General features: G+C 63.3%; 23 protein-coding genes. 9 read left to right on the top strand and 14 right to left on the bottom strand.

Features of this window, described 5'->3' with window-relative positions; all coding sequences use genetic code 11:
* Positions 1-4 precede the first annotated feature (4 nt).
* From ACVW1B_RS06980 to ACVW1B_RS06970, 3 genes are read left to right on the top strand one after another with little or no spacing between them, the layout of a single operon-like run.
* The gene (locus ACVW1B_RS06980) at positions 5-1,288 is read left to right on the top strand and encodes a hypothetical protein (RefSeq protein WP_456821401.1); all 1,284 of its coding nucleotides are present in this window, start codon (positions 5-7) and stop codon (positions 1,286-1,288) included.
* A 7-nt stretch (positions 1,289-1,295) separates the two neighbouring features.
* Positions 1,296-2,072, top strand: a complete 777-nt coding sequence (locus ACVW1B_RS06975) for a metallophosphoesterase family protein (protein ID WP_456821400.1) — start codon at positions 1,296-1,298, stop codon at positions 2,070-2,072.
* Positions 2,073-2,088: 16 nt separating this feature from the next.
* Positions 2,089-2,673, top strand: a complete 585-nt coding sequence (locus ACVW1B_RS06970) for a hypothetical protein (RefSeq protein ID WP_253587372.1) — start codon at positions 2,089-2,091, stop codon at positions 2,671-2,673.
* Positions 2,674-2,702: 29 nt separating this feature from the next.
* Here the strand turns inward: ACVW1B_RS06970 and ACVW1B_RS06965 are convergent, their stop codons facing one another.
* Complete coding sequence (locus ACVW1B_RS06965) at positions 2,703-4,121, bottom strand: exopolysaccharide biosynthesis polyprenyl glycosylphosphotransferase (RefSeq protein ID WP_456821399.1); 1,419 nt, start codon at positions 4,119-4,121, stop codon at positions 2,703-2,705.
* Positions 4,122-4,240: 119 nt separating this feature from the next.
* Between ACVW1B_RS06965 and ACVW1B_RS06960 the strand changes: the two genes are divergently transcribed.
* Positions 4,241-4,546 (top strand): hypothetical protein, encoded by a 306-nt coding sequence (locus tag ACVW1B_RS06960; RefSeq protein ID WP_092079551.1) that lies wholly within the window; start codon positions 4,241-4,243, stop codon positions 4,544-4,546.
* 13 nt (positions 4,547-4,559) lie between these two features.
* On the opposite strand, the gene ACVW1B_RS06955 is transcribed toward ACVW1B_RS06960, so the two are convergent.
* Positions 4,560-4,934, bottom strand: a complete 375-nt coding sequence (locus ACVW1B_RS06955; RefSeq protein WP_018270679.1) for a helix-turn-helix domain-containing protein — start codon at positions 4,932-4,934, stop codon at positions 4,560-4,562.
* A gap of 666 nt (positions 4,935-5,600) precedes the next feature.
* Here ACVW1B_RS06955 and ACVW1B_RS06950 point away from each other — a divergent pair.
* Positions 5,601-5,789, top strand: a complete 189-nt coding sequence (locus tag ACVW1B_RS06950) for a hypothetical protein (protein ID WP_028331611.1) — start codon at positions 5,601-5,603, stop codon at positions 5,787-5,789.
* 185 nt (positions 5,790-5,974) lie between these two features.
* Here ACVW1B_RS06950 and ACVW1B_RS06945 read toward each other — a convergent pair whose 3' ends face one another.
* The 8 genes from ACVW1B_RS06945 to ACVW1B_RS06910 form a co-directional block, all read right to left on the bottom strand.
* Positions 5,975-6,184, bottom strand: coding sequence for a hypothetical protein (locus ACVW1B_RS06945; protein ID WP_016841790.1), 210 nt, complete (start codon positions 6,182-6,184; stop codon positions 5,975-5,977).
* Between the two features lie 770 nt (positions 6,185-6,954).
* A complete protein-coding gene (locus tag ACVW1B_RS06940; RefSeq protein ID WP_456823006.1) occupies positions 6,955-7,170 on the bottom strand; it encodes a hypothetical protein in 216 nt (71 codons plus the stop codon).
* A 223-nt stretch (positions 7,171-7,393) separates the two neighbouring features.
* The gene (locus ACVW1B_RS06935) at positions 7,394-8,422 is read right to left on the bottom strand and encodes an NAD-dependent epimerase (protein ID WP_456821398.1); all 1,029 of its coding nucleotides are present in this window, start codon (positions 8,420-8,422) and stop codon (positions 7,394-7,396) included.
* Positions 8,423-8,515: 93 nt separating this feature from the next.
* On the bottom strand, positions 8,516-8,932 hold the full coding sequence (locus tag ACVW1B_RS06930; protein ID WP_310880754.1) for a hypothetical protein: 417 nt from the start codon (positions 8,930-8,932) through the stop codon (positions 8,516-8,518).
* Between the two features lie 55 nt (positions 8,933-8,987).
* A complete protein-coding gene (locus ACVW1B_RS06925) occupies positions 8,988-9,266 on the bottom strand; it encodes a hypothetical protein (protein ID WP_057020207.1) in 279 nt (92 codons plus the stop codon).
* 169 nt (positions 9,267-9,435) lie between these two features.
* Entirely contained in the window at positions 9,436-9,633 is a 198-nt protein-coding gene (locus ACVW1B_RS06920) for a hypothetical protein (RefSeq protein ID WP_028331616.1), read from the bottom strand.
* 161 nt (positions 9,634-9,794) lie between these two features.
* On the bottom strand, positions 9,795-9,953 hold the full coding sequence (locus tag ACVW1B_RS06915; protein ID WP_168856472.1) for a hypothetical protein: 159 nt from the start codon (positions 9,951-9,953) through the stop codon (positions 9,795-9,797).
* Positions 9,954-10,368: 415 nt separating this feature from the next.
* A complete protein-coding gene (locus tag ACVW1B_RS06910; RefSeq protein ID WP_016841798.1) occupies positions 10,369-10,521 on the bottom strand; it encodes a hypothetical protein in 153 nt (50 codons plus the stop codon).
* A gap of 264 nt (positions 10,522-10,785) precedes the next feature.
* Between ACVW1B_RS06910 and ku the strand changes: the two genes are divergently transcribed.
* Together ku and ACVW1B_RS06900 are read left to right on the top strand one after the other, a co-directional pair.
* Positions 10,786-11,763, top strand: a complete 978-nt coding sequence (ku, locus tag ACVW1B_RS06905) for a non-homologous end joining protein Ku (protein ID WP_456821397.1) — start codon at positions 10,786-10,788, stop codon at positions 11,761-11,763.
* Between the two features lie 54 nt (positions 11,764-11,817).
* A complete protein-coding gene (locus ACVW1B_RS06900) occupies positions 11,818-12,045 on the top strand; it encodes a hypothetical protein (RefSeq protein WP_253609519.1) in 228 nt (75 codons plus the stop codon).
* A gap of 30 nt (positions 12,046-12,075) precedes the next feature.
* On the opposite strand, the gene ACVW1B_RS06895 is transcribed toward ACVW1B_RS06900, so the two are convergent.
* Complete coding sequence (locus ACVW1B_RS06895) at positions 12,076-12,240, bottom strand: Flp family type IVb pilin (protein ID WP_016841801.1); 165 nt, start codon at positions 12,238-12,240, stop codon at positions 12,076-12,078.
* Between the two features lie 424 nt (positions 12,241-12,664).
* Between ACVW1B_RS06895 and ACVW1B_RS06890 the strand changes: the two genes are divergently transcribed.
* Entirely contained in the window at positions 12,665-14,299 is a 1,635-nt protein-coding gene (locus tag ACVW1B_RS06890) for a thiamine pyrophosphate-requiring protein (protein WP_456821396.1), read from the top strand.
* A gap of 83 nt (positions 14,300-14,382) precedes the next feature.
* Positions 14,383-15,597, top strand: coding sequence for an NAD(P)/FAD-dependent oxidoreductase (locus tag ACVW1B_RS06885; RefSeq protein ID WP_456821395.1), 1,215 nt, complete (start codon positions 14,383-14,385; stop codon positions 15,595-15,597).
* Between the two features lie 186 nt (positions 15,598-15,783).
* Here ACVW1B_RS06885 and ACVW1B_RS06880 read toward each other — a convergent pair whose 3' ends face one another.
* Genes ACVW1B_RS06880 through ACVW1B_RS06870 form a run of 3 tightly spaced genes read right to left on the bottom strand, consistent with a single transcriptional unit; the run spans position 15,784 to position 19,475 of the window.
* On the bottom strand, positions 15,784-17,028 hold the full coding sequence (locus tag ACVW1B_RS06880; protein ID WP_057020203.1) for an ABC transporter substrate-binding protein: 1,245 nt from the start codon (positions 17,026-17,028) through the stop codon (positions 15,784-15,786).
* A gap of 41 nt (positions 17,029-17,069) precedes the next feature.
* Complete coding sequence (locus ACVW1B_RS06875; protein ID WP_456821394.1) at positions 17,070-18,548, bottom strand: ATP-binding cassette domain-containing protein; 1,479 nt, start codon at positions 18,546-18,548, stop codon at positions 17,070-17,072.
* Entirely contained in the window at positions 18,549-19,475 is a 927-nt protein-coding gene (locus ACVW1B_RS06870) for a branched-chain amino acid ABC transporter permease (RefSeq protein ID WP_057020202.1), read from the bottom strand.
* Position 19,476: the final 1 nt, after the last annotated feature.

Genomic DNA, 19,476 nt, shown 5'->3' with positions numbered 1-19,476 from the left:
TCTCGTGTGGAACGTCACGGCCTTCATCTGCATCTTGATCGGGGCGTCGATTCCGCTCGGTCTCATCGACGCATCGCTCGCGACGGGTGCCGTCGGCGCGGCGACGTCGCTAGGGCTGCTCGCAAGCCTGCTGGCGATCCGTCCGGGTGAGCTGTCGTTCCTGAAGTCGGTCGCCGGTCCCGCTGTTGCGGCGGCGCTTCTGCCGGTGCTCTGGATCGTCCTGCAGATGTTTCCGCTGGCGGCCCTGGCGCATCCGGTGTGGAAGTTCGCCGGCGAAACGCTGGGAGCACAGCTCAGCGGCAGCATCACGGTCGACACCGGCGCAAGCTTCGGCGCGCTGCTGATCTGGCTGTCACTCATGTCAGCCATGATCACCGCCGCCGCTGTCGCGATCGACGCCCGCCGCGCCGATATGGTGGCCCGCACCGTTGCAGCAACCGCGGCCGTCGCGGCCCTGATCCTGCTGCTATCAAGCGATCCGGTCAAAGTCTGGTCTGGCGCTGCACGCGATGAGACGGCAAACGGATTCCTGGTCGTCGTTCTCGTTGGCGTTCCGCTCGGCCTTGCGCGCGCGCTCGACGTCGGCGGACACGCCGATGGCCGCACCGCCGCCCAATTGAGACGGCTGCGCTGGCTGCTCGCTGCCGGCGCGCTGCTCTGCGCCGCCAGCGCCTGCTGGGTTGGGCGGCGCGGCGCCGCGATCGCGATCGCCGCGGGCATCGCCCTCGTCCTGATGACCTTCGCCGCGCGGAAACTTCATCTGCACCGCTGGAGCAGCGCTGCTGCGGCGACAGCGATCGCGCTGATCGCCCTGGCGACGGCGATCGGCAATCGTCATCCCGACGTGCCGCTTGCGATCGCCTTTGTTCATGCACCGTCCGAGTTCGTGCAATCGACCCACAATCTGCTCGCCGACCTGCCCGCGCTCGGCAGCGGCGCCGGCACCACGGCAACGCTGGCGTCGACCTATATGGACTGGCAGGGCGCCACCACGCGGCCCGTGGTTGCGACCAGCGCCGCGGCCTTGATCGCGCAATTCGGTTCCGCCATGTTCTGGACTTTAGTCGCGGCTATCATCGTCTGCATCGCAGCGTTCACGGCCGGTGCGCGCAATCGCGGCCGCGACTGGTCCTACCCTGCATCGGCCGCAGCCGTCCTGCTGACGCTGCTGCTGGCTAGCTTCACCTTGCCGGAATTGCCGGCGCTGCCCGGAGTGATCGTGTTGGGAGCCGTGATCGGAACAGGACTGGCACAGCGGATCAGCCGTTCACGGTTGCAGGCGAGCTAGACGCCAGATGCGCAGCTTCCTCCAGCGTCTTGTCGGCCAGACCGGCAATCTCGAGCATGAGGGCGACGAGACCTGCATCTACGCCGTCGGCGATATCCACGGTCACGCCGACCTGCTGCACGAGATCTGCGCCCGCATCGATGCCGACATCCGTCGGTTCCGGCCGGCGCGACCGATCCAGGTGTTCCTCGGCGACTATATCGATCGCGGACCGGATTCGCGCGATGTCATCGCCATGCTCGATCAACGCCGCCGCACCCGCAGCATGGTCTGCCTGCTCGGCAATCACGAGGCCTGCCTGCTGGAGTTTCTCGTCAATCCCGACATGCTCGCGCAATGGCGGCAGTTTGGCGGCTTGCAAACGCTGATGTCCTACGGCCTGACGCCCTCGCCCAATCCCGACGCTTCCGAACGCAGGGCGCTCGCCCGGCAATTGATCCGCCAGATGCCGCCGGCCCATCTCGCCTTCCTGCGCTCGCTGCCGCTCTGTTATGTGCACAAACGCTATTTCTTCGTCCATGCCGGCGTCAGGCCCGGCGTCGCTCTCAACCAGCAGCGCAAGGAGGATCTGCTCTGGATCCGCGACGACTTCCTGATCTCGGAAGATGATTTCGGCAAGGTCGTGGTCCACGGCCATACGCCGGTGCATGAGGCCGAGCTGCTGCGCAACCGCATCAATGTCGACACCGGTGCCTATGCGACCGGCCGCCTGACCTGCGTCAAGCTCGAGGGAGCCCGGCGAACCCTGCTGATGACCGGCAACCGGGCCGCGCGCCATGGCTAATACGATGGCTAACACGATGGCTGACGCGATCGGCCGGAATGCGAGGCGTCTCTCGCCGGCCTTCGTGCCGGCGGCCGCTGCGATCGGCGCGGCGACGCTGGCCTTGTCGGCCTGGTGGCTCGCCGCCGATGCATTGCGCGGCAGACCGGCGATCGCCGCAGAGGTCGGCATGGTCCGAGGCGAGCTGTGGCTGCGCGACGGCTGGAGCCAATTGCAGACGTCACCGGAGGCGGCCGAAGCCGCGTTCACGCGCGCGCTTCGCCTCTCGCCGATGGACGCCGGCGCCTGGTTCGGCCTCGCCTCGGCAACCGGACGGTTCGACTGGCTGAACCCGACCGCGTCGAAGGCGCTCAAGATGTCCTACTATACCGGCTTCAACCGCAGCGACTTGATCGCGCCGCGCCTGATCCTTTTGGCGCAGGTCGACACCACGCGCGATGTCGAATTGGTCGACCTGCTGCAGCGGCAGATCCGCCTGATCCTCACCCGGGCGCCGGAGCTGAAGGGCGCGATCGGGCAGGCCTATCGCGTGGCTGGCGACGCCAACCGGCGCATCATCGAGGCGGAGTTCAAGGACGCCAACCAGAGCATTCCGCAGTAACGCGCGCCTGGCGCCCAGATGCCCAGCCGTCAAATACCCTTGTGACGCAACACCGCGCCGACCGTGCGCAGCAGGATGCGCAGGTCGAGCACGAAGCTCCAGCTCTTGATGTAGATGAGGTCATGCGCCACCCGCAGCTGCATGTCCTCGATCGCCGGCGTCGCGCCGCGCAGCCCTTGCACCTGCGCGAGACCGGTGATGCCGGGCTTGACGTGCTGGCGCTCTGCATAGCTCGCGATCAGCTTCGAATATTTGTCGTCATGCGCCAGCGCGTGCGGCCGCGGCCCGACCAGCGACATGTCGCCGCGCAATACGTTCACCAGCTGCGGCAGTTCGTCGATGCTGCGGCGGCGCAGCGTCGCGCCGATCCCGGTCAGCCGCGGATCGTTCGGGCGAGCCTGCGTGATGACATCGCCATCCTCGAGCACGTGCATCGAGCGGAATTTGAGGATGGTGAATTGCTTGCCGTCGAAGCCGTTACGGCGCTGCCGGAACAGGATCGGTCCCCTGGAGTCGAGCTTGATCGCAATTGCCGTTCCGATCAGCAGCGGCGCGAACAGCACCAGGAGGCCGCTGGATGCCACGATGTCGAACAGCCGCTTGCCGGCGCGCTCGAGCGAAGTAAGCGGCGAGCGCTGCATTTCCAGCGTCGGGATCGGGCCGGTCGCCACCATCCGCAGCGCCAGGAACCGCTCCGCGGTCCGGTCCGGCAGCAGCCGCACCGGCAGCGGCGATGCCCGCAGCTGATCGCACACGAACTGGATGCGCGGCTCCTGCTGCCAGGGCATGGCCAGGATGATCTCGTCGGCGCCGCACTCGCGGGCTGCAAGAATGGCCGACGCGACGGCGGCCCGGTCGCCGGCGTCGTCGGACGATCCGGAGAGCTGGACCCGTCGCACCTCGCTGAGGCCGAAATCGCGCAGCAGGCTCGCTTGCCGCACCCGGGACAATTCGTCCGCCATCCCGACCACGACCGCGCGGCGCGTGGCCAGCATGCCGCGGTCGATCGCGCGTTGCAGCGGCGCCTGCAGCAGCATCCGTCCGCCGACCAGCCCGAGGCCGCCGATCAGGCCAAGTGACAGCACCGACCCGCGCGAGACGCCGGAACCCACCTTCAAAAGGAAGATGATCAGGGTCATCAGCAGAACGACCAGCAGCCATCCGCCGAGCAGGCTGCTCCAGCGCCGGTCGAGACCGGCCAGCACCTGCGCATTGCAGAGGCCCTGCGACTTCGCCACGAACATGTGAAGGATGGCGGCGAGGACCCCGATCCCTAGAAAACCCTCGAAGCTGTTGCTATAAACCGTGTGGTAGTAAAAGAGGTGATAGGCCGCGCCGCCGACGATGCTGGACAGCACGACGATTATCATCTCGAACGCGACGGCAAACGCCTCGAGGGAAGCGAAAGCGAACGAGAAGGCGCCGAAGTTAACCGGTACCTTCGCCAATCGAGCGTCCGAAAGGTCGGTCATCGGGAATTAACATTCGTGTTAACAATTCATATGTGTATTATCAGGCGAGTCGTGAGCTCGCAAGACCTGCTGCGGATATCGGATAGAGAGCGCGCATGAGTTCATCGGCTGGCGAAACCGAGGCCGCGCTGGTGGCCCTCCTCCATCTCATCCGCCTGATGGGCGCCGAGCTCGTCGCGGGCCAGCACCGCGACGATGTCGAGGTGCTGGTCAAGGCGATCGAGACAAAGCTGCGCGCGGCCCGCTTCCCGGCCGACATGCCGAATCAGGACATCGTCAGGGGCTTGGACCTCGCACAGGCCAGACTGCGTCCGATCTTCGCAGAACTGCGCGCAAGGTCGGAGAAGGCACATCTGAGCGACCAGCTGCTGCTGGCTCCCAGGCCTTCACGCATCCACTAACGGATAGCTTACGTCAGCTTTGGGCTTCACCACGGCGGGGCAAGCCGCTCCCGCCGCCGGACCTGAGCGCAAGCTTTTCCTCGATCTTCATTTTCTCGAGCAGCAAGTCGGTCACGATACGGCGCAGCCGTTCATTTTCCAGCCGTAATTCATCAATACGGTTATGGACAGGGGGGATCCCATCTCTATCATCGGTGCGAGCGGCGAATTCGGTAACAGTACCATTCGCCTGGTGGCCGCGTGCGGCCTCCTGCTTGCGCCAGCGATGAAATGTCATCACGCTAACGCCCAGCACCTTGCACGCTTGGGCCTGGGACTGCCCCCGCGCCATGAGTTCCTCGGCCTGTTTGACCTTGGAACTGATCTCCTCAGTAGAATGACGCCTCATTGGTCATCTCATTGCCCCCTAGATTAGCAATCATCGCATGGCCTATAAGCTATGTAAATGCAACAGGAAATTCAAATTGAGGGTTTCCCGGGGGCCTTTCGGGAGCCTCGAACTTGCCGGTCGGCAGCAACACATAGTGCGAAGAAACGCCGAAGCTGCAAGGTATTGAGCGGAATATACGGGGAATATTCCTCCGCTGAAAGGGCCCGATAAAAAAAGTTATACGACTTTCTGTTATGAGAGTTTGATCGGGATAACTGGCGCACTGTTTGCATTCTCAAACGGGAAGCAAATGAGAATATTCAATCGGTCTCTCGACAGATTGTGAGTGCGCCATGCCTCGCCGCGATAATCGCCCCACCGGTCAAGCGCAATTTTCACAAATTTCTAACAAATTAATCCCGCGAGTTTCGCGTCCGGCCGCTTGCGGGCGTACACGCCCAGCAGTAGTTACTAGGACGTTAGGTGTCATGAGGGTTTCAACATATTTGAGGATTATTTTCACGAAACCTAACACTCATATCTCGATCCACGAATTATCAATTAAGCGCTTTCCCACCCGAGGCCATCAGGCGGAACCACGTCCGCCCGATAATCCGCGAACCATTCCGTGCTGACGCTTGTCAGAGCCAGTCTCTGATCAACATTTTTGCGAGGATCGACACCATGGCGCGTCTCAAGGTCTTCGAGGGGAACCAACCCGCGTCAAGCGAGGCGGCCGACATCCTGGAACGCCTCGTCGCGGAGAATTGCGAACTCCGGCATACCGCGGTCGAGCTGGTCTTGCAGAATTGGATCCTGCGCGAGCGTCTGTCCGATGTCGGGGCACGCAAGTCCGTGCCGCTGGAGCACTGACCACCCCAACCCTCACGACCGCGATTATCCGCAGCAACGTCCGCCAGCTCGCCTAGACGAGCATCGGGCCAGCGCATCATTCAATTTAGAATTGAAATGTCCGCAACTGCAGGCGCGCCAGCATGCTCGCCGGATTGGCGAGGATGTGGCCGCATATTCTGCCGATGAGAAAAGGCTGACGGACTTCAGCTGTGAACCCGGCGCAGCGCGACGCGCGGGGTGTTCTGCTCTCGAGACATGCCGAACGAACGCGACGAGCCCGGGCGTTCCTGGATTTCACGTAACTCAGCGATATCAAGCATCAGCGCAACGACTTCGTTGCGCAGCGATTGATTGGTCGCGAGCAACGCCTCTTCGATCGGCTGATGCAAATGTTGAACTTTGTGCTGCTTCATGGCGCGCCCTCGCTCTGCGGTTAAGGGTATGAGCGATGTGATTGAAGTTTCGATGACAGGGTTATTCCGCGCACATGGAAGGCGGTTAATGGGGCAGGTTTGCGACCAACATGGCTCCGAGTTAAATTTTCTCAATCAGGTTCCACAACCTGATCGCGAAGCGCTCGATCGGCGGCCTTTGATGTGTCGTACAGATGAGTTGGCAGCGGCAGCTATGAGGCGCGCGGCTGGACAACGCGGCTCAATGTGGGTCGGAAGCTCTACCAAGCGCATGATATTGCTTGGTGATCATTGATGGCTGCCGAGTTGTTTCAACCGAACGTGCATTGTCCGGCTATCACAATGTCGCCGTGTTACAGCGATCGCGCTTCAAGGGACGCGCTCAGCTGCACACAAGATATTCCACCAAAGCTGCTCCGCAGACGCAAAATCTGCTGCTGCCACGTCCATCAAGGATCGCAGAGTGTTTCGACCGGTTGCGAATATTGAAGCGGCTGACGGTGCCCTGAAGCGCTCGAGCAATCCAGCGAAATGAATTCAACGCTGAACATCGGACCAAACGCGATTTTGCCTCCGCCGGACCTAAACCGCGCTAACGCTATTCTAATTAAAATGAGCGGGACCGAAGCGTCCGGCTTGAACAGTGGGAGTGAACGCCTTTCGCGCGCCTGTCGCTGCATTCGCACGCGCTTGCACAGTCCCCACGAACAGCAGCGACAGCGAAGATTCGCCATAAGCATCGCTAATTCGCCCCGCGTCGCGATCGCGCGCTATTTCGATTTAGGAGGCGTATCGTCGTCCATCTTGCCACCATTGGCGACGCACTTGTTGAAATAGTCCCGCTGGGCTTTGGCGCCTCCCCGCGCGCTCCCGGAAGCGGGATTGCCGGGCTGTAGCGGCGGAAATGCCTTCGCCACCAAGGCATCGCAGGCGCGCGCCACCTGCAAGTCGATCGCATGCGCGGGAACCATTGCGCTGGAGATCATGATCACGGCTGAGGCGATCGCAAAACCCGAGATAACTCGCATTGCCACACTCCGTTCCAAACTGAATCAGTTTTTTTCTCGAGCCCGGACTCGCAAGGAGCGCACTAAAGCATGATCCGGAAAAGTGCGAAGCGGTTTTCCGTCGCAACAAAACGCGGATCGCATTTGCGCGAAGATCAAGCTCTGACTGCGATCTGAAACACGACGACGATTCTCGCGGCGCCTAGGTCCGATCGACGTCGTGATAGGCCCGATACCAGGCGACAAACCTGGCAATGCCATCCTCGATCCGCGTCTGCGGGCGGAAGCCGATTTCACGCTCCAGGTCGGAGACGTCGGCCGACGTCTCCAGTACATCTCCCGGTTGCATCGGCAGCAACTGCTTTTCGGCCTGTCGCCCCAAGCCCTGCTCGAGCAGCGCCACCACATGCATCAGTTCTTCCGGCCTGCTGTTGCCGATATTGTAGACCCGCCACGGCGCCCGGCTCGAACCCGGATCGGGATGCGCTCCCGACCAGTTGACGTCGCCTTCCGGCGCGCGGCCGATCAACCGCACCATCGCCTCGACCACGTCGTCGACATAGGTGAAGTCGCGCCGCATGTTGCCATTGTTGAACAGCTGGATCGGCTTGCCCTTGGTGATCGCGTCGGCGAACGCATAGAGCGCCATGTCCGGCCGATACCACGTCCCATACACGGTGAAAAACCGCAGCCCGGTTGCCGGCACGCGATAGAGATGGCTATAGGAATGCGCGATCAGCTCGTTGGCCTTCTTGGTTGCGGCGTACAGGCTGACGGGATGGTCGACATTGTCGTGGACCGAAAACGGCAACTTGGTGTTGGCGCCATAGACCGACGATGAGGACGCAAACAACAGGTGCCTGCACGCAGTGTGCCGGCAGCCCTCGAGGACGTTGAGGAAACCCTCCAGATTAGAATCCGCATAGGCGTGCGGGTTCTGCAGGGAATAGCGCACGCCGGCCTGCGCGGCGAGATGCACCACGATCTCGAAGCGATAACGCTCGAACAGCGCCTTCATGCCGGCTCGGTCGGCGAGGTCGAGCTCCACGAAGGTGAAGCCACGGTGCTGCTTGAGCAGATCGAGGCGCGCGCGCTTGAGCGCCGGGTCGTAATAGTCGTTCAGATTGTCGATGCCGATGACCGGCTGCCCTGCCCTCAGCAGATGCTCCGCCAGATGGAAGCCGATGAAGCCGGCGCAGCCCGTGACGAGTAGATTGCCTGCGATCACCACGTCTTGCCTGTGCCTTTCGCCTTGCGCCGGACCGTCGGATACGCCGTTACACGCGGCAACCGCGGCTGCCTTCGCGTTGCGCGCCGCCAGGCGTCAGCTGCTGGCGGCCGGAGGCTCGTAGTCCGGAAAACGGCTCAGGACCGCGGCCTTCATGAACTTGAAGTGCGCAATCTCGGTCGCCAATTCCTTCAGCCGGCGCTGGCCGTTTAAGATCTCGGCGTCAAACAGGTCTTGATGATAGTTGTCAAGCGCCTCGCGTTCCAGATATTCGTCGGTGCCGTTGCCGAGAGTCACCGCGGCGCGGGCCAGAACATCATCGACGCGGCGGCCAAGACCGGATTGCTCGCTTTCGGCCGCCTGCAACGCGGCCTCGATCGCGGCCATGATCGATCCGATCCGGGCGCGATCGGTCTCGGCATCGCGCTCAGCCGAGCGTGCCTTGAACCCTTCCTCGCCGCGCCGCGATTTGATCAGGTCGTGCGCGCGAGACCGCAAAAACAGCTGAAACATCTGTCAGTATCCGGTTCGGGCCCATTGAGGCAGCACAGGTCAAAATCGCCCGGTCTTAGTTAAAAAAGGGTGAATTGCCCTCATGCCCGGCTCTCAGGTCGGCTTTCCACTTGATCCAGGCCTTGTCGTGCTTGTCATAGAGTTCGAGCCACCGTCCCTCACCGGCTGACGGCACCAGGCCCGTCCCATTATCGTGCCCGTCCGCCAGTCCCGGCAGCGAGGAGTCCAGGTCCTCGAACTCCGACGTCTCCTCAAGCGTCAGCCCGACCAGCACACGCTTGCCACTGACATCGACGACATACCGCCTTGGCGAATGCCCCCTGAGATCACTCATGACGTGAAAGTTCCCTTGCGATCCGCGGGGCTGGCGACGAGATCAGGGGCACGCTGGCATGCAACCAACCCGCCTGCCGCAACGGACGCCGACATGATGACCGATTGCATGTTGCCAGCCAACCCCAACTCACCGCACACCGTCGCGCTACCTCGATCGAACTACTCCGCTAGAACGCGCGACGCATGTGGCCGAACGCACTGACCGGCTGTTCCCGCCTCGACGATTTCGCGGCTGATGGCGCCACATACGGTGCATAGATCCGATATTGCGCGCGGCGCTTGTGCGACCGCCACGAGCGCGCGGCGAAACCGGAGAAGAAGCCTGCGACGAACACCGCCGCGAGAATCAGAGCAGGAGAAACCATCACAACCGTCCACGTTCGCCCCGATGTTATTAACATTCGAAGTTGTGACGACATCATGATTGGACGCGCCGAAAGATTGTTCAGCCGCTGGAATTTTTGTGCAATCGAACGACGCATCAATGATCAGGCGTCGACAATAATTGTTCTCGCGAGAGAACGTCTCAGGAGAACCACCAGAGCATGAATTTCAGGAACATCGAGCTGAGAAGATAAATCCACCCCGCCATCGCCAGCACCGTCAGTCCGACGAAGACACCTGAAACGCTTTTCTCCTTGAAGCGCGCCAGCAACGAGTTTTTTTCTTCTTGCGAGTAGAACATCTCAGGCTCAAGGCGTAACTGATTCAAATCAGCTAGCAGTCAATTTCGATGATCTCGTGACGCGTCGCAGCAGCCATTCGCATCGCGCATCACAGATCACCGCTGCAAAACGCCGCCAGGCCGCACGCCATCGCGCAGTGGAAATTCCGTTCGACACGATCAGGAATTTTACGTCGGCGATCGCGGCGGCCCGCGCGCCGGAATTTCCCTTCGGATCCTCGCCCGATCGACGTCACATACGTCGATCAAGACGGTCGTGCAGCTTGACCATGCGATGTGGCCGGCATGCAGGATAGCCGCGCGCCGGAGGCCGGCGCGGCCGAACGGATTCTTCCCGGGAGCAATCTGCCCGCTTCGCCCTGCCTCTCAGTTTAACAATCAAGTCCTCGCACGCGGTCAACCAATGATAATCGCCTCACACGCGGAAAAAGGCGAACCAGACAATGCCGAGGATCAGGACGGCCAGCCCTGTCGAGGCCGTGAGCAGCGCGAGAACCGAAGGTCCAGGCTCGGCCTGCCGCGCCTCGGTCGGGGTTTCGACAATTTGGCCGTGTCGTTCCGTTGCCATGGCAACCTCTTTGCTTAAGTGCCTGTAATTCCGGCGTTTGCCGCGCCCCTTCGACAGCCAACGCGTGATCGGGAGCGATGTTCCGAGGGCGTTGACGGCTGGGCCGACGGCAATCCCGCCCGCCGCGTCAAACGGGCGCAGCGCGAGGGCACGGTTAACGCCGTTGCGAGATTCACCGGGCCGTGTTGTTTCAAACTGGGGTGCCCGGTGTTATCCTTGATCGTACCGTCGGTTGCGTAATCGGAGTTTCCCTGGAGTTCCCCCATGGCCCCTCGCGCCAATTGGAAGGGCTTTTTGCGCCTTTCGCTCGTGACTTGCCCGGTTGCCCTGTACCCGGCGACATCGGATACTGAAAAGGTCTCCTTCAACCAGATCAACCGCAAGACCGGCCACCGGATCAAATACGCCAAGGTCGACGCCGAGACCGGCGAGGAAGTCTCCACCGAAGACATCATGAAGGGCTACAAGGTCGACACCGACACCTATATCGAGGTCACCAAGGAAGAGCTCGACGACATCGCGCTGGATTCGACCCGCACCATTGAGATCGACGAATTCGTGCCGCGCAGCGAGATCGACAGCCGCTATCTGATCCGTCCCTACTACCTCGTTCCCGACGGCAAGGTCGGCCACGACGCCTTTGCGGTGATCCGCGAGACCATCCGCAGCCTGAACAAGGTCGCGATCGGCCGCGTGGTGTTGACCAATCGCGAGCACATCATCGCGCTCGAGCCGCTCGACAACGGGCTGATGGGCACGCTGTTGCGCTACCCGTATGAGGTGCGCAGCGAGAAGGAGTATTTCGACGACATCCAGGATGTGAAGATCACCAAGGACATGCTCGATCTCGCCAAGCACATCGTCGAGCAGAAGTCCGCCGACTTTGATCCGGAGGAGTTCGAGGACCGCTACGAGCAGGCGCTGATCGACCTGATCAACCAGAAGCGCAACGGCATCAAGGTCGCCAAGCCCGCGGCGAAGACCAGCGGCAACGTCATCAACCTGATGGACGCGCTGAAGAAGAGCCTCGCCAACGAGAAGCAGGCCGCGCCCGCCAAGACTGAAGCAAAGGCCGCGAAGGGCAAGAAGCCGAAGAAGCGCATCGAGGGCCAGCGCGAAATGCTGCTGCCGATCTCGGGCAGCGGCAGGCGCGAGCCCAAGGAGGCCGCCAAGCCCGAGCCGAAGAAGGCCGAGAAGACAACGCGCGCCCAGGGCACCGCGGCGCGCAAGAAGGCAGGCTAGCGCAGCGACCGCAAGATGAGCCCGGTCCACAGCTCCTGAGATGTCCCGGTCGAGATGCCCTGGTCGACGCCGTTTGACGAACCGATCGCGCTGCATCGCGGCGGCACGCTGGTGACGCTGCAGCACGCTGCCGACTACATCATGAAGCTATCGGAAGACACCCAGGAGGAGACGCGCTGGCAGATCGCGGTCGAGCATTTGATCAATGCGGCGGAACAAGGTGCCGGCTGGTTGATGTTCGCGCGCATCGCGATGCTGCGCGCGTTGAATGGGGACGACTGAATCCGGAAAATGGCGAACTGCCGGCAGCGCTTACTTGAATGCCGAACTGACGGCATTGAATTGGCCGCTTACACTGGTGCCGATGCCCCTGACGCCCGCGACGATCACGATGCTGATGCCACCGGCGATGATGGCGTATTCAATGGCGGTCGCCCCGACCTCATCACGCAGAAACCTTGCCATCAACGCGCGCATGAAAAGCTCCTGTCCGACGCTCGCGGCTTTTTCTCCCGCGCCGTAGTAATATGCTTGCGAAACTAGGCCACATTGGTTGACGGCCCATTGAGGGAAAGGATGAACGATCGCTTAAAGGTTGCAGGGAATTTCCCTGCTAGTTCTGCCTGCATCAGGTTGCCGCCGGGCGAGGCACCGGGCCGCGGCGGGAGCGCTTTCCGGCGAAGTGGACACCGGCTCGTGCAAAGAAAACGCGTCAAAACAAGTATCTAGAGCTCCGTTCTGATCCTCTCTGACCGGAAACAGCTCCAGTCGTAAACGCATATCAGAACTACCCGATCCGGCCCCGGCCGCGCTTTACCGGTGCCGCGGAATCCTGTTCCTTTATCGGACAGGCGACAACGAGGCCGGAACGAACCGGCCGCATGCAAAGGGAGTGACCGTCATGAAGCTCGGCACCGCGATCGCGGAAATCATGAAGCGCGAGGGCATCGAGATCCTCACGGGCTACCCGGTCAACCACCTGATCGAATACGCCGCCAATGCCGACATCCGCCCCGTGATGGTGCGCCAGGAGCGTATCGGCGTGCACATGGCGGACGCGATCTCCCGCGTCACCTCGGGCGAGAAGATCGGCGCCTTCTGCATGCAGCACGGCCCCGGCGCGGAGAACGCGATGGGCGGCGTCGCGCAGTGCTACGGCGAATCCGTGCCCGTCCTGGTGCTGCCGATGGGCTATGCACGTCGGCTGGCGAATATCGACCCGAACTTCAATTCCAGCCAGGCGATGAAGGCGTTTTCAAAATCGTCGGAGCCGATCAACATCGCAGCCGAGGTCTGCAACATCTTTCGGCGGGCGTTTACAAAATTGAAGAACGGCCGCGGCGGGCCGGTCATCGTCGAAATCCCCGCCGACATGTGGAACGAGGAGGTGCCGGAGCCCTTGAACTACACGCCGGTGCTGCGCACCCGCTACGGCGCCGACCCCGTCCATGTGAAGGAAGCGGCTGCCCTGCTCGTTGGCGCCAAGCGTCCGGTGATCTATGCCGGCCAAGGTGTGCACTATGCAAAGGCCTGGCCGCAGCTGAAGCGCCTCGCCGAACGGCTCGCGATCCCGGTCACCACCAGCCTCGGCGGCAAGTCGTCCTTCCCCGAGACGCATCCGCTCTCGCTCGGCTCCGGCGGCCTCGCGGTGCCGCGTGCGGTGCCGAAATTTCTTTCGGAAGCCGACGTGATCTTCGGCATCGGCTGCTCCTTCACCGAGACGTCATTCGGCATCGCGATGCCGAAGGGCAAGACCATCATCCATTCGACGCTCGATCCGAACCACATCAACAAGGATGTCGAGGCCAAGGTCGGCCTGGTCGGCGACGCCGGCCTGGTGCTCGACGCGCTGCTGGAGGAGATCGGCAAGGCCGTGACCTCGGACCGCAACGCAAGCGCGGTCGCCGAGGAGATCGCCGCCTCCCACAAGGAGTGGCTGGCCAAGTGGATGCCGAAGCTGACGCACAACGACGCGCCGCTCAACCCCTACCGCGTGCTGTGGGACCTGCAGCACACCGTCGACATCCACAACACCATCATCACGCACGACGCCGGCAGCCCGCGCGACCAGCTCTCGCCGTTCTGGAAGTCGGTCGAGCCGCTGTCCTATATCGGCTGGGGCAAGACCACGCAGCTCGGCTACGGCCTTGGTCTCGCGATGGGCGCCAAACTGGCAAAGCCGGACAAGCTCTGCATCAATGTCTGGGGCGACGCCGCGATCGGCTTTACAGGGATGGACTTCGAGACCGCGGTGCGCGAGCGGATTCCGATCATGTCGATCCTGCTCAACAATTTCTCGATGGCGATCGAATTGAAGGTGATGCCGATCTCGACCGAGAAATACCGCTCGACCGACATCTCCGGCGATTACGCCGCGATGGCCCGCGCCTTCGGCGGCTACGGCGAACGGGTGACCAAGCCCGAGGACATCATCCCCGCGATCAAGCGCGGCATCCAGAAGACCAAGGAAGGCGTGCCGGTGCTGCTGGAATTCATCACCAGCAAGGAGACCGAGGTGTCGCGGCCGGGGACGTGACGGCACCTCACACGCCGCTCTGCCACTTGATTTGACCGCGCCAGCGCAGGCAAGCTCCCTCCGGTGCAACTTCGGAGGGAGAGATGGCGCGCATCCTGGTGCTGGGGGCCGGCTTTGCCGGGCTATGGGCCGCGCTCGGCGCAGCCCGCAAGCGCGACGAGATCGGTGCACGGGCAGCGGACACCGAGATCCTGGTCGTCGATCGCAACGCCTATCACAACATCCGGGTGCGCAATTACGAGGTCGATCTCGGCGATGTCGCGCTGCCGCTCAAGGACGTGCTCGATCCGGTTGGCGTCGGCCACATGGTGGCCGAGGTCGCGGCGATCGATCCGGCGACGCGCGCGGTCACGATCAAGACCAGCGCGGGCGCGGAGGTTCTGAGCTACGACCGGCTGGTGCTAACCACCGGCAGTGAGCTGGTCCGCCCCGCCATTTCGGGCCTTGCCGCCCACGGCTTCGATGTCGACACGTATGAAGCAGCGATGCGGCTCGACACGCATCTGGCGGCGCTCGGTAAAGAGCCGCCGTCAGAGGCACGCGCGAGCATCGCGGTCGTCGGCGCAGGGTTCACCGGGATCGAGGTCGCGACCGAGATGCCGGCCAAGCTGGCGCACGCCGGCATCACCGGCGATCATCGGGTCATCCTGATCGATCCCAATCCCGTCGTCGGCGCGACCTTCGGCGCGCATGGCCGCCCGGTCATCAACGAGGCGCTGGCCGCGCTCGGCGTCGAGACGCGGCTGAATGTCCGGGTCAGTGCCGTCGGCGCCGACAGCATCACGCTCGATAGCGGCGAGATCATTCCGACCAAAACCGTGGTGTGGTGCGCCGGCATGCGCGCCAGCCCCCTCGCCGCCTCGCTGCCGGCCAGGCGCGACGCGCTCGGCCGCATCAAGGTCGACCATACCATGCGCGTCGAAGGCCTTGCGGACGTCTTCGCCGCCGGCGACGTCGCCGCCTGCCTGATCGACGGCGAGCACCCGACCGTGATGTCGTGCCAGTTCGCGCGGCCGATGGGCCGCTTCGCCGGCCACAATGTGGTGGCGGACCTGTTTGGCGAGAAGTTGCTGCCGCTCAATATCGACTGGTATGTGACGGTGCTCGATCTCGGCGCCTGGGGTGCGCTCTACACCACCGGCTGGGACCGCGAGGTGCACACCACAGGCGCCGCCGCCAAGCTCACCAAGCAGACCATCAACCAGCAGCGCATCTATCCGCCACGCAACGGCGACCGCGCCGCGCTGCTCGCCGCGGCCGCGCCGACGATCCAGACGGCGCCGCCGACGCGCAAGTAGTTTGGGACTCACATTCGCCGATCGTCATTGCGAGCCACCCGGTCGGCGCGAAGCGCCGCCGGATGACAGGCTCCGCGAAGCAATCCACCCCTCCACGCCGGGATCGATGGATTGCTTCGTCGCTACAGCGCAAAATGGCTTCGCAATTTTGTCGCGAGCTCCTCGCAACGACGGCGAGTACGTCTGCTACTGCGACAGCTTCACGAAGTTCGGAAACTTCATCTGGCCCTCGGCGATCGCCTTCGGCCAGACCGTGATCTGCTTGCCGCCCTGCCACTGGAACACGAGGCCGGTCACCGCGCCCGGACCGGACTTGATGCCGTGGGTGAACTCGTCGTTCTTGCCGTAGAACTGGATCTTGCCGATCGTGCCCTCGAAGTCGGTCTTCTCGAGCTCGGTCACCATCTTGTCCGGATCGGTCGAGCCGGCGCGCTGGATCGCCTCGGCGATGATGTAGACCTCGTCATAGGCGGTGTAGCCGGTATAGGCCGGCGGCGTGCCGAACTTGGCCTTGAACGCTGCCGCGAACGGCTTGGTCTTCGGCGTGACGGCAACGTCTGGCGTTGCCACCGCGAGTGAGGGCACGCCTTCGGCGGCGCCGTTGGTGTCGCCCCAGAAGGTCGGGCTCAGCGCCTGCGCGCTGATGCCGAACATCGGGATCGGCACCTGCTGGTTCTTCCACTGCACGGTCGGCTGCACCCCGACATGGGAGATGCCGGTGACGATCACGTCGGGCTTGGCGGCTTCCATCTTGTTGAAGATCGGCGTGAAGTCGGTGGTGTCGGGCGAGAAGCGAATGTGCTCGACCACCTTCAGGCCCGCTTTCGGCAGGCAGGCCTCGTAGCCGACGTCGAGCGGCTTGGTCCAGGCCGCGTCCTCGCTCATGATCGCGACCGACTTGAACTTGAGCTGGTCGACCAACAGCTCCTTGGCCGCGTCGCAGACCAGCTGCGCCTGCGCGGCCGAGGTCAGGTAGCCGTGGAAGGTGTACTTGTTCTTCTCATAGTCGTTGTGGATCGCTTTGGTGATCTCGTTCGAGGCGGCGCCGGGCGTGATCAGCGGCATCTTCAACCGCGCAGCCCACGGCTCGAGCGCCAGCACGACCTCGCTGATGTAGCTCGCGATCACGGCGGAGACCTTGTCCTCGCTCACCGCGCGCTGGAAGGCGCGCACCGAGTCCGCCGACGAGCTCTTGTTGTCGTAGGTGACGATCTCGATCTTGCGGCCCATCACGCCGCCCTTGGCGTTGATCTCGTCGGCTGCGATCTGCGCGCCACCCGGCGTCGCCGCACCCGCGATCGACTGTACTTCGGCAATGATGCCGATCTTGATCGGGTCCTTGGACTGCGCATAGGCCGGCGCGGCGAGGCAGAGCGCGAGCACCGAGGCCAACAGGCTCACGCGGGTCGCGGTTGAATATGCCGTCATCATGATCTCCCTTGTTTTGCTTTCTTCTTTTCAAACTGCGAACGTCAGAGAAAGTCCTTGCCGGCCTCCGCGGCGAACCGGCCCGGATCGCCCTCCCAGACGATCCGCGCGTGCTCCAGCACATAGACGCGGTCGGCATGCGGAAGCGCAAACGTCACGTTCTGCTCGCCCAGCAGCACCGTGATCTTGGTGGTCTGGCGCAGCTTCTCCAGCGCTTTCGACAGCAGCTCGAGGATGACAGGCGCAAGCCCCAGCGTCGGCTCGTCCAGGATCAGGATCTGCGGCTGCATCATCAGCGCGCGGCCGATTGCCAGCATCTGCTGCTCGCCGCCGGACAGCGTCTGCGCCATCTGGCCCTGACGCTCCTTCAGGATCGGGAACAGCTCGAACAGCCAGGCGAGCTGCCTGGCCCGCGCCGCGTCGTCGAGATGCTGGCCGCCGAGGTCGAGATTTTCCCGCACCGTCATCTCGCCGAACAATTCGCGCGATTCCGGACATTGCACGAGGCCGGAGCGAGCGATCTTCGCAGGTCCCGTGCCGCGCAGTGGCTGCCCGCCGCGCAGGATCTCGCCGGTATACGGCAGGAAACCCGAGATGGTGTTGAACAGCGTGGTCTTGCCGGCGCCGTTGAGGCCGACGACGGAGACGAACTCGCCCTCATGGACGTGGATCGAGACGTTTTCCAGCGCCTGCGCCTTGCCGTAATGCACGCTGACATTCTCGACCTGCAGCAGCGGCACCTTGTCCTTGAACGAGGTCTCGGGCCGCGCGTGCGTCTGGATCGCGCCGCCGAGATAGACCCGCCGCACGGTCTCGTTCTTCATCACGTCCTCGGCGCGGCCGGTCGTGATCTCCTCGCCGAGATACATCGCGAGCACGCGGTCGACCAGCGCCGCGACGCTCTTGACGTTGTGGTCGACCAGCATCACCGCGCGGCCCTCGTCGCGGAAGCTGCGGATCAATGCGGAGAAGGTGCCGACCTCGGCGCTGGTGAGACCAGCAAAGGGCTCGTCGACCAGCACGACCTTGGGGTCGCGCGCGATCGCCTTGGCCAATTCCAGCCGGCGCAGGTCGGCGAATGGCAGCGTCGGCGGGCGGCGGTCCATCACCGCCCCGAGGCCGACACGCTCGGCGATCCATTTGGCGCGCTCGGTCAGCGCCTTGTCGGGAAACAGCATGAACAGGCTATCGGGCAACAGCGCGACCATGATGTTCTCCAGAACGGTCTGCCGGTTCAGCGGCCGCGAGTGCTGGAACACCATGCCGAAGCCCTTGCGCGCGATCTTGTGCGCGGGCAGCCCGGCGACGTTCTCGCCTTCGAACAGCACCTCGCCCGCGGTCGGGCGCTCGATGCCCATCACGCTCTTCATCGCGGTCGACTTGCCCGAGCCGTTCGGCCCGATCAGGCCGAGGATCTCGCCGGGATGCAGATCGAACGAGAGATTCTTCACGGCGGTCAGGCCGCCGAATCTTTTGGTCAATCCACGGACGGTGAGCGTTGCTGTGGTCACAGTCTGATCCATTTAAGAGCGCGCCTCGCGTGACAGGGCCGCTCCGAGGAAACCGCCGGGGAAGAACAGGACGACGAGCAGCGCCACCGCCGAGACGATGAAGGTCGCAAGCTCGCCGGTCGGGCGCAGGAATTCGCCGGCGACGATCAGGAAGATCGCGCCTAATGCGGCGCCGAGCACGGTGCGCCGGCCGCCGAGCACGGCGGAGACGATCACGTTCACGCCGACCGCAACGTCAACCACGGTGCCGACCGAGGCGGTGCCGAAGTAGAACACGAGCAGCGCGCCCGACAGTCCCGAGAAGAAGGCGCTGACGATGAAGGCCGCGAGCTTGTGCTTGACGATGTTGAAGCCGAGCGCGCCGGCCTGCACCGGGTCCTGCCCGCTCGCCTGCAGCACGAGACCGACCGGCGATTGCGACAGGCCGTACAGGATGGCCGCGCTCACGGTCATGAAGCCGAGCGCGATCCAGTAATTGGCGCCGGCATTGATGGTGATGACGTCGGGGATGGTGAGCCCGATCTCGCCACCGGTGAGATCGGCGAACACCACGACGAAGTTCTGCAGCATCAAGACCGCCACCAGCGTGGTCAGGCCGAAATACGGCCCCCTCACCCGCAGCGCCGGCAGCGCCAGCACGAAGCCCGCGACGACCGACGCCAGCGCGCCGAGCAGGATGCAGAGATAGACCGACCAGCCGAACTGGTTGTTGAGGATCCCGGCGGTGTAGGCGCCGGTGCCGATCAGGAAGGTCGGCCCGAAATTGACCTCGCCGGCGAAGCCGAACAGGAGGTCCCAGGCCATCGCGAACACGCCGAAATAGAACGCGACGGTCAGCAGCCCGAGGATGTAGCCCGAGACGTAGAACGGCAGCGTCGCGGCGACCACCACGCAGACCAGCGAAATGAAGAACAGGCGCGAGGAAAAGAAGCTGGCCATC

The sequence above is a fragment of the Bradyrhizobium sp. USDA 4502 genome, from assembly GCF_054063355.1.
This window is presented reverse-complemented; position numbering and strand designations above follow the sequence as displayed.

Excerpts from the sequence above, each read along its gene's own strand:
- ACVW1B_RS06975 (WP_456821400.1), top strand. The coding sequence starts at position 1,296 with ATGCGCAGCTTCCTCCAGCGTCTTGTCGGCCAGACCGGCAATCTCGAG.
- ACVW1B_RS06970 (WP_253587372.1), top strand. The coding sequence starts at position 2,089 with ATGGCTGACGCGATCGGCCGGAATGCGAGGCGTCTCTCGCCGGCCTTC.
- ACVW1B_RS06960 (WP_092079551.1), top strand. The coding sequence starts at position 4,241 with ATGAGTTCATCGGCTGGCGAAACCGAGGCCGCGCTGGTGGCCCTCCTC.
- ACVW1B_RS06955 (WP_018270679.1), bottom strand. The coding sequence starts at position 4,934 with ATGAGGCGTCATTCTACTGAGGAGATCAGTTCCAAGGTCAAACAGGCC.
- ACVW1B_RS06950 (WP_028331611.1), top strand. The coding sequence starts at position 5,601 with ATGGCGCGTCTCAAGGTCTTCGAGGGGAACCAACCCGCGTCAAGCGAG.
- ACVW1B_RS06945 (WP_016841790.1), bottom strand. The coding sequence starts at position 6,184 with ATGAAGCAGCACAAAGTTCAACATTTGCATCAGCCGATCGAAGAGGCG.
- ACVW1B_RS06940 (WP_456823006.1), bottom strand. The coding sequence starts at position 7,170 with ATGATCTCCAGCGCAATGGTTCCCGCGCATGCGATCGACTTGCAGGTG.
- ACVW1B_RS06930 (WP_310880754.1), bottom strand. The coding sequence starts at position 8,932 with ATGTTTCAGCTGTTTTTGCGGTCTCGCGCGCACGACCTGATCAAATCG.
- ACVW1B_RS06925 (WP_057020207.1), bottom strand. The coding sequence starts at position 9,266 with ATGAGTGATCTCAGGGGGCATTCGCCAAGGCGGTATGTCGTCGATGTC.
- ACVW1B_RS06920 (WP_028331616.1), bottom strand. The coding sequence starts at position 9,633 with ATGGTTTCTCCTGCTCTGATTCTCGCGGCGGTGTTCGTCGCAGGCTTC.
- ACVW1B_RS06915 (WP_168856472.1), bottom strand. The coding sequence starts at position 9,953 with ATGTTCTACTCGCAAGAAGAAAAAAACTCGTTGCTGGCGCGCTTCAAG.
- ACVW1B_RS06910 (WP_016841798.1), bottom strand. The coding sequence starts at position 10,521 with ATGGCAACGGAACGACACGGCCAAATTGTCGAAACCCCGACCGAGGCG.
- ku (WP_456821397.1), top strand. The coding sequence starts at position 10,786 with ATGGCCCCTCGCGCCAATTGGAAGGGCTTTTTGCGCCTTTCGCTCGTG.
- ACVW1B_RS06900 (WP_253609519.1), top strand. The coding sequence starts at position 11,818 with ATGCCCTGGTCGACGCCGTTTGACGAACCGATCGCGCTGCATCGCGGC.
- ACVW1B_RS06895 (WP_016841801.1), bottom strand. The coding sequence starts at position 12,240 with ATGCGCGCGTTGATGGCAAGGTTTCTGCGTGATGAGGTCGGGGCGACC.
- ACVW1B_RS06890 (WP_456821396.1), top strand. The coding sequence starts at position 12,665 with ATGAAGCTCGGCACCGCGATCGCGGAAATCATGAAGCGCGAGGGCATC.
- ACVW1B_RS06885 (WP_456821395.1), top strand. The coding sequence starts at position 14,383 with ATGGCGCGCATCCTGGTGCTGGGGGCCGGCTTTGCCGGGCTATGGGCC.
- ACVW1B_RS06880 (WP_057020203.1), bottom strand. The coding sequence starts at position 17,028 with ATGATGACGGCATATTCAACCGCGACCCGCGTGAGCCTGTTGGCCTCG.
- ACVW1B_RS06875 (WP_456821394.1), bottom strand. The coding sequence starts at position 18,548 with ATGGATCAGACTGTGACCACAGCAACGCTCACCGTCCGTGGATTGACC.
- ACVW1B_RS06870 (WP_057020202.1), bottom strand. The coding sequence starts at position 19,475 with ATGGCCAGCTTCTTTTCCTCGCGCCTGTTCTTCATTTCGCTGGTCTGC.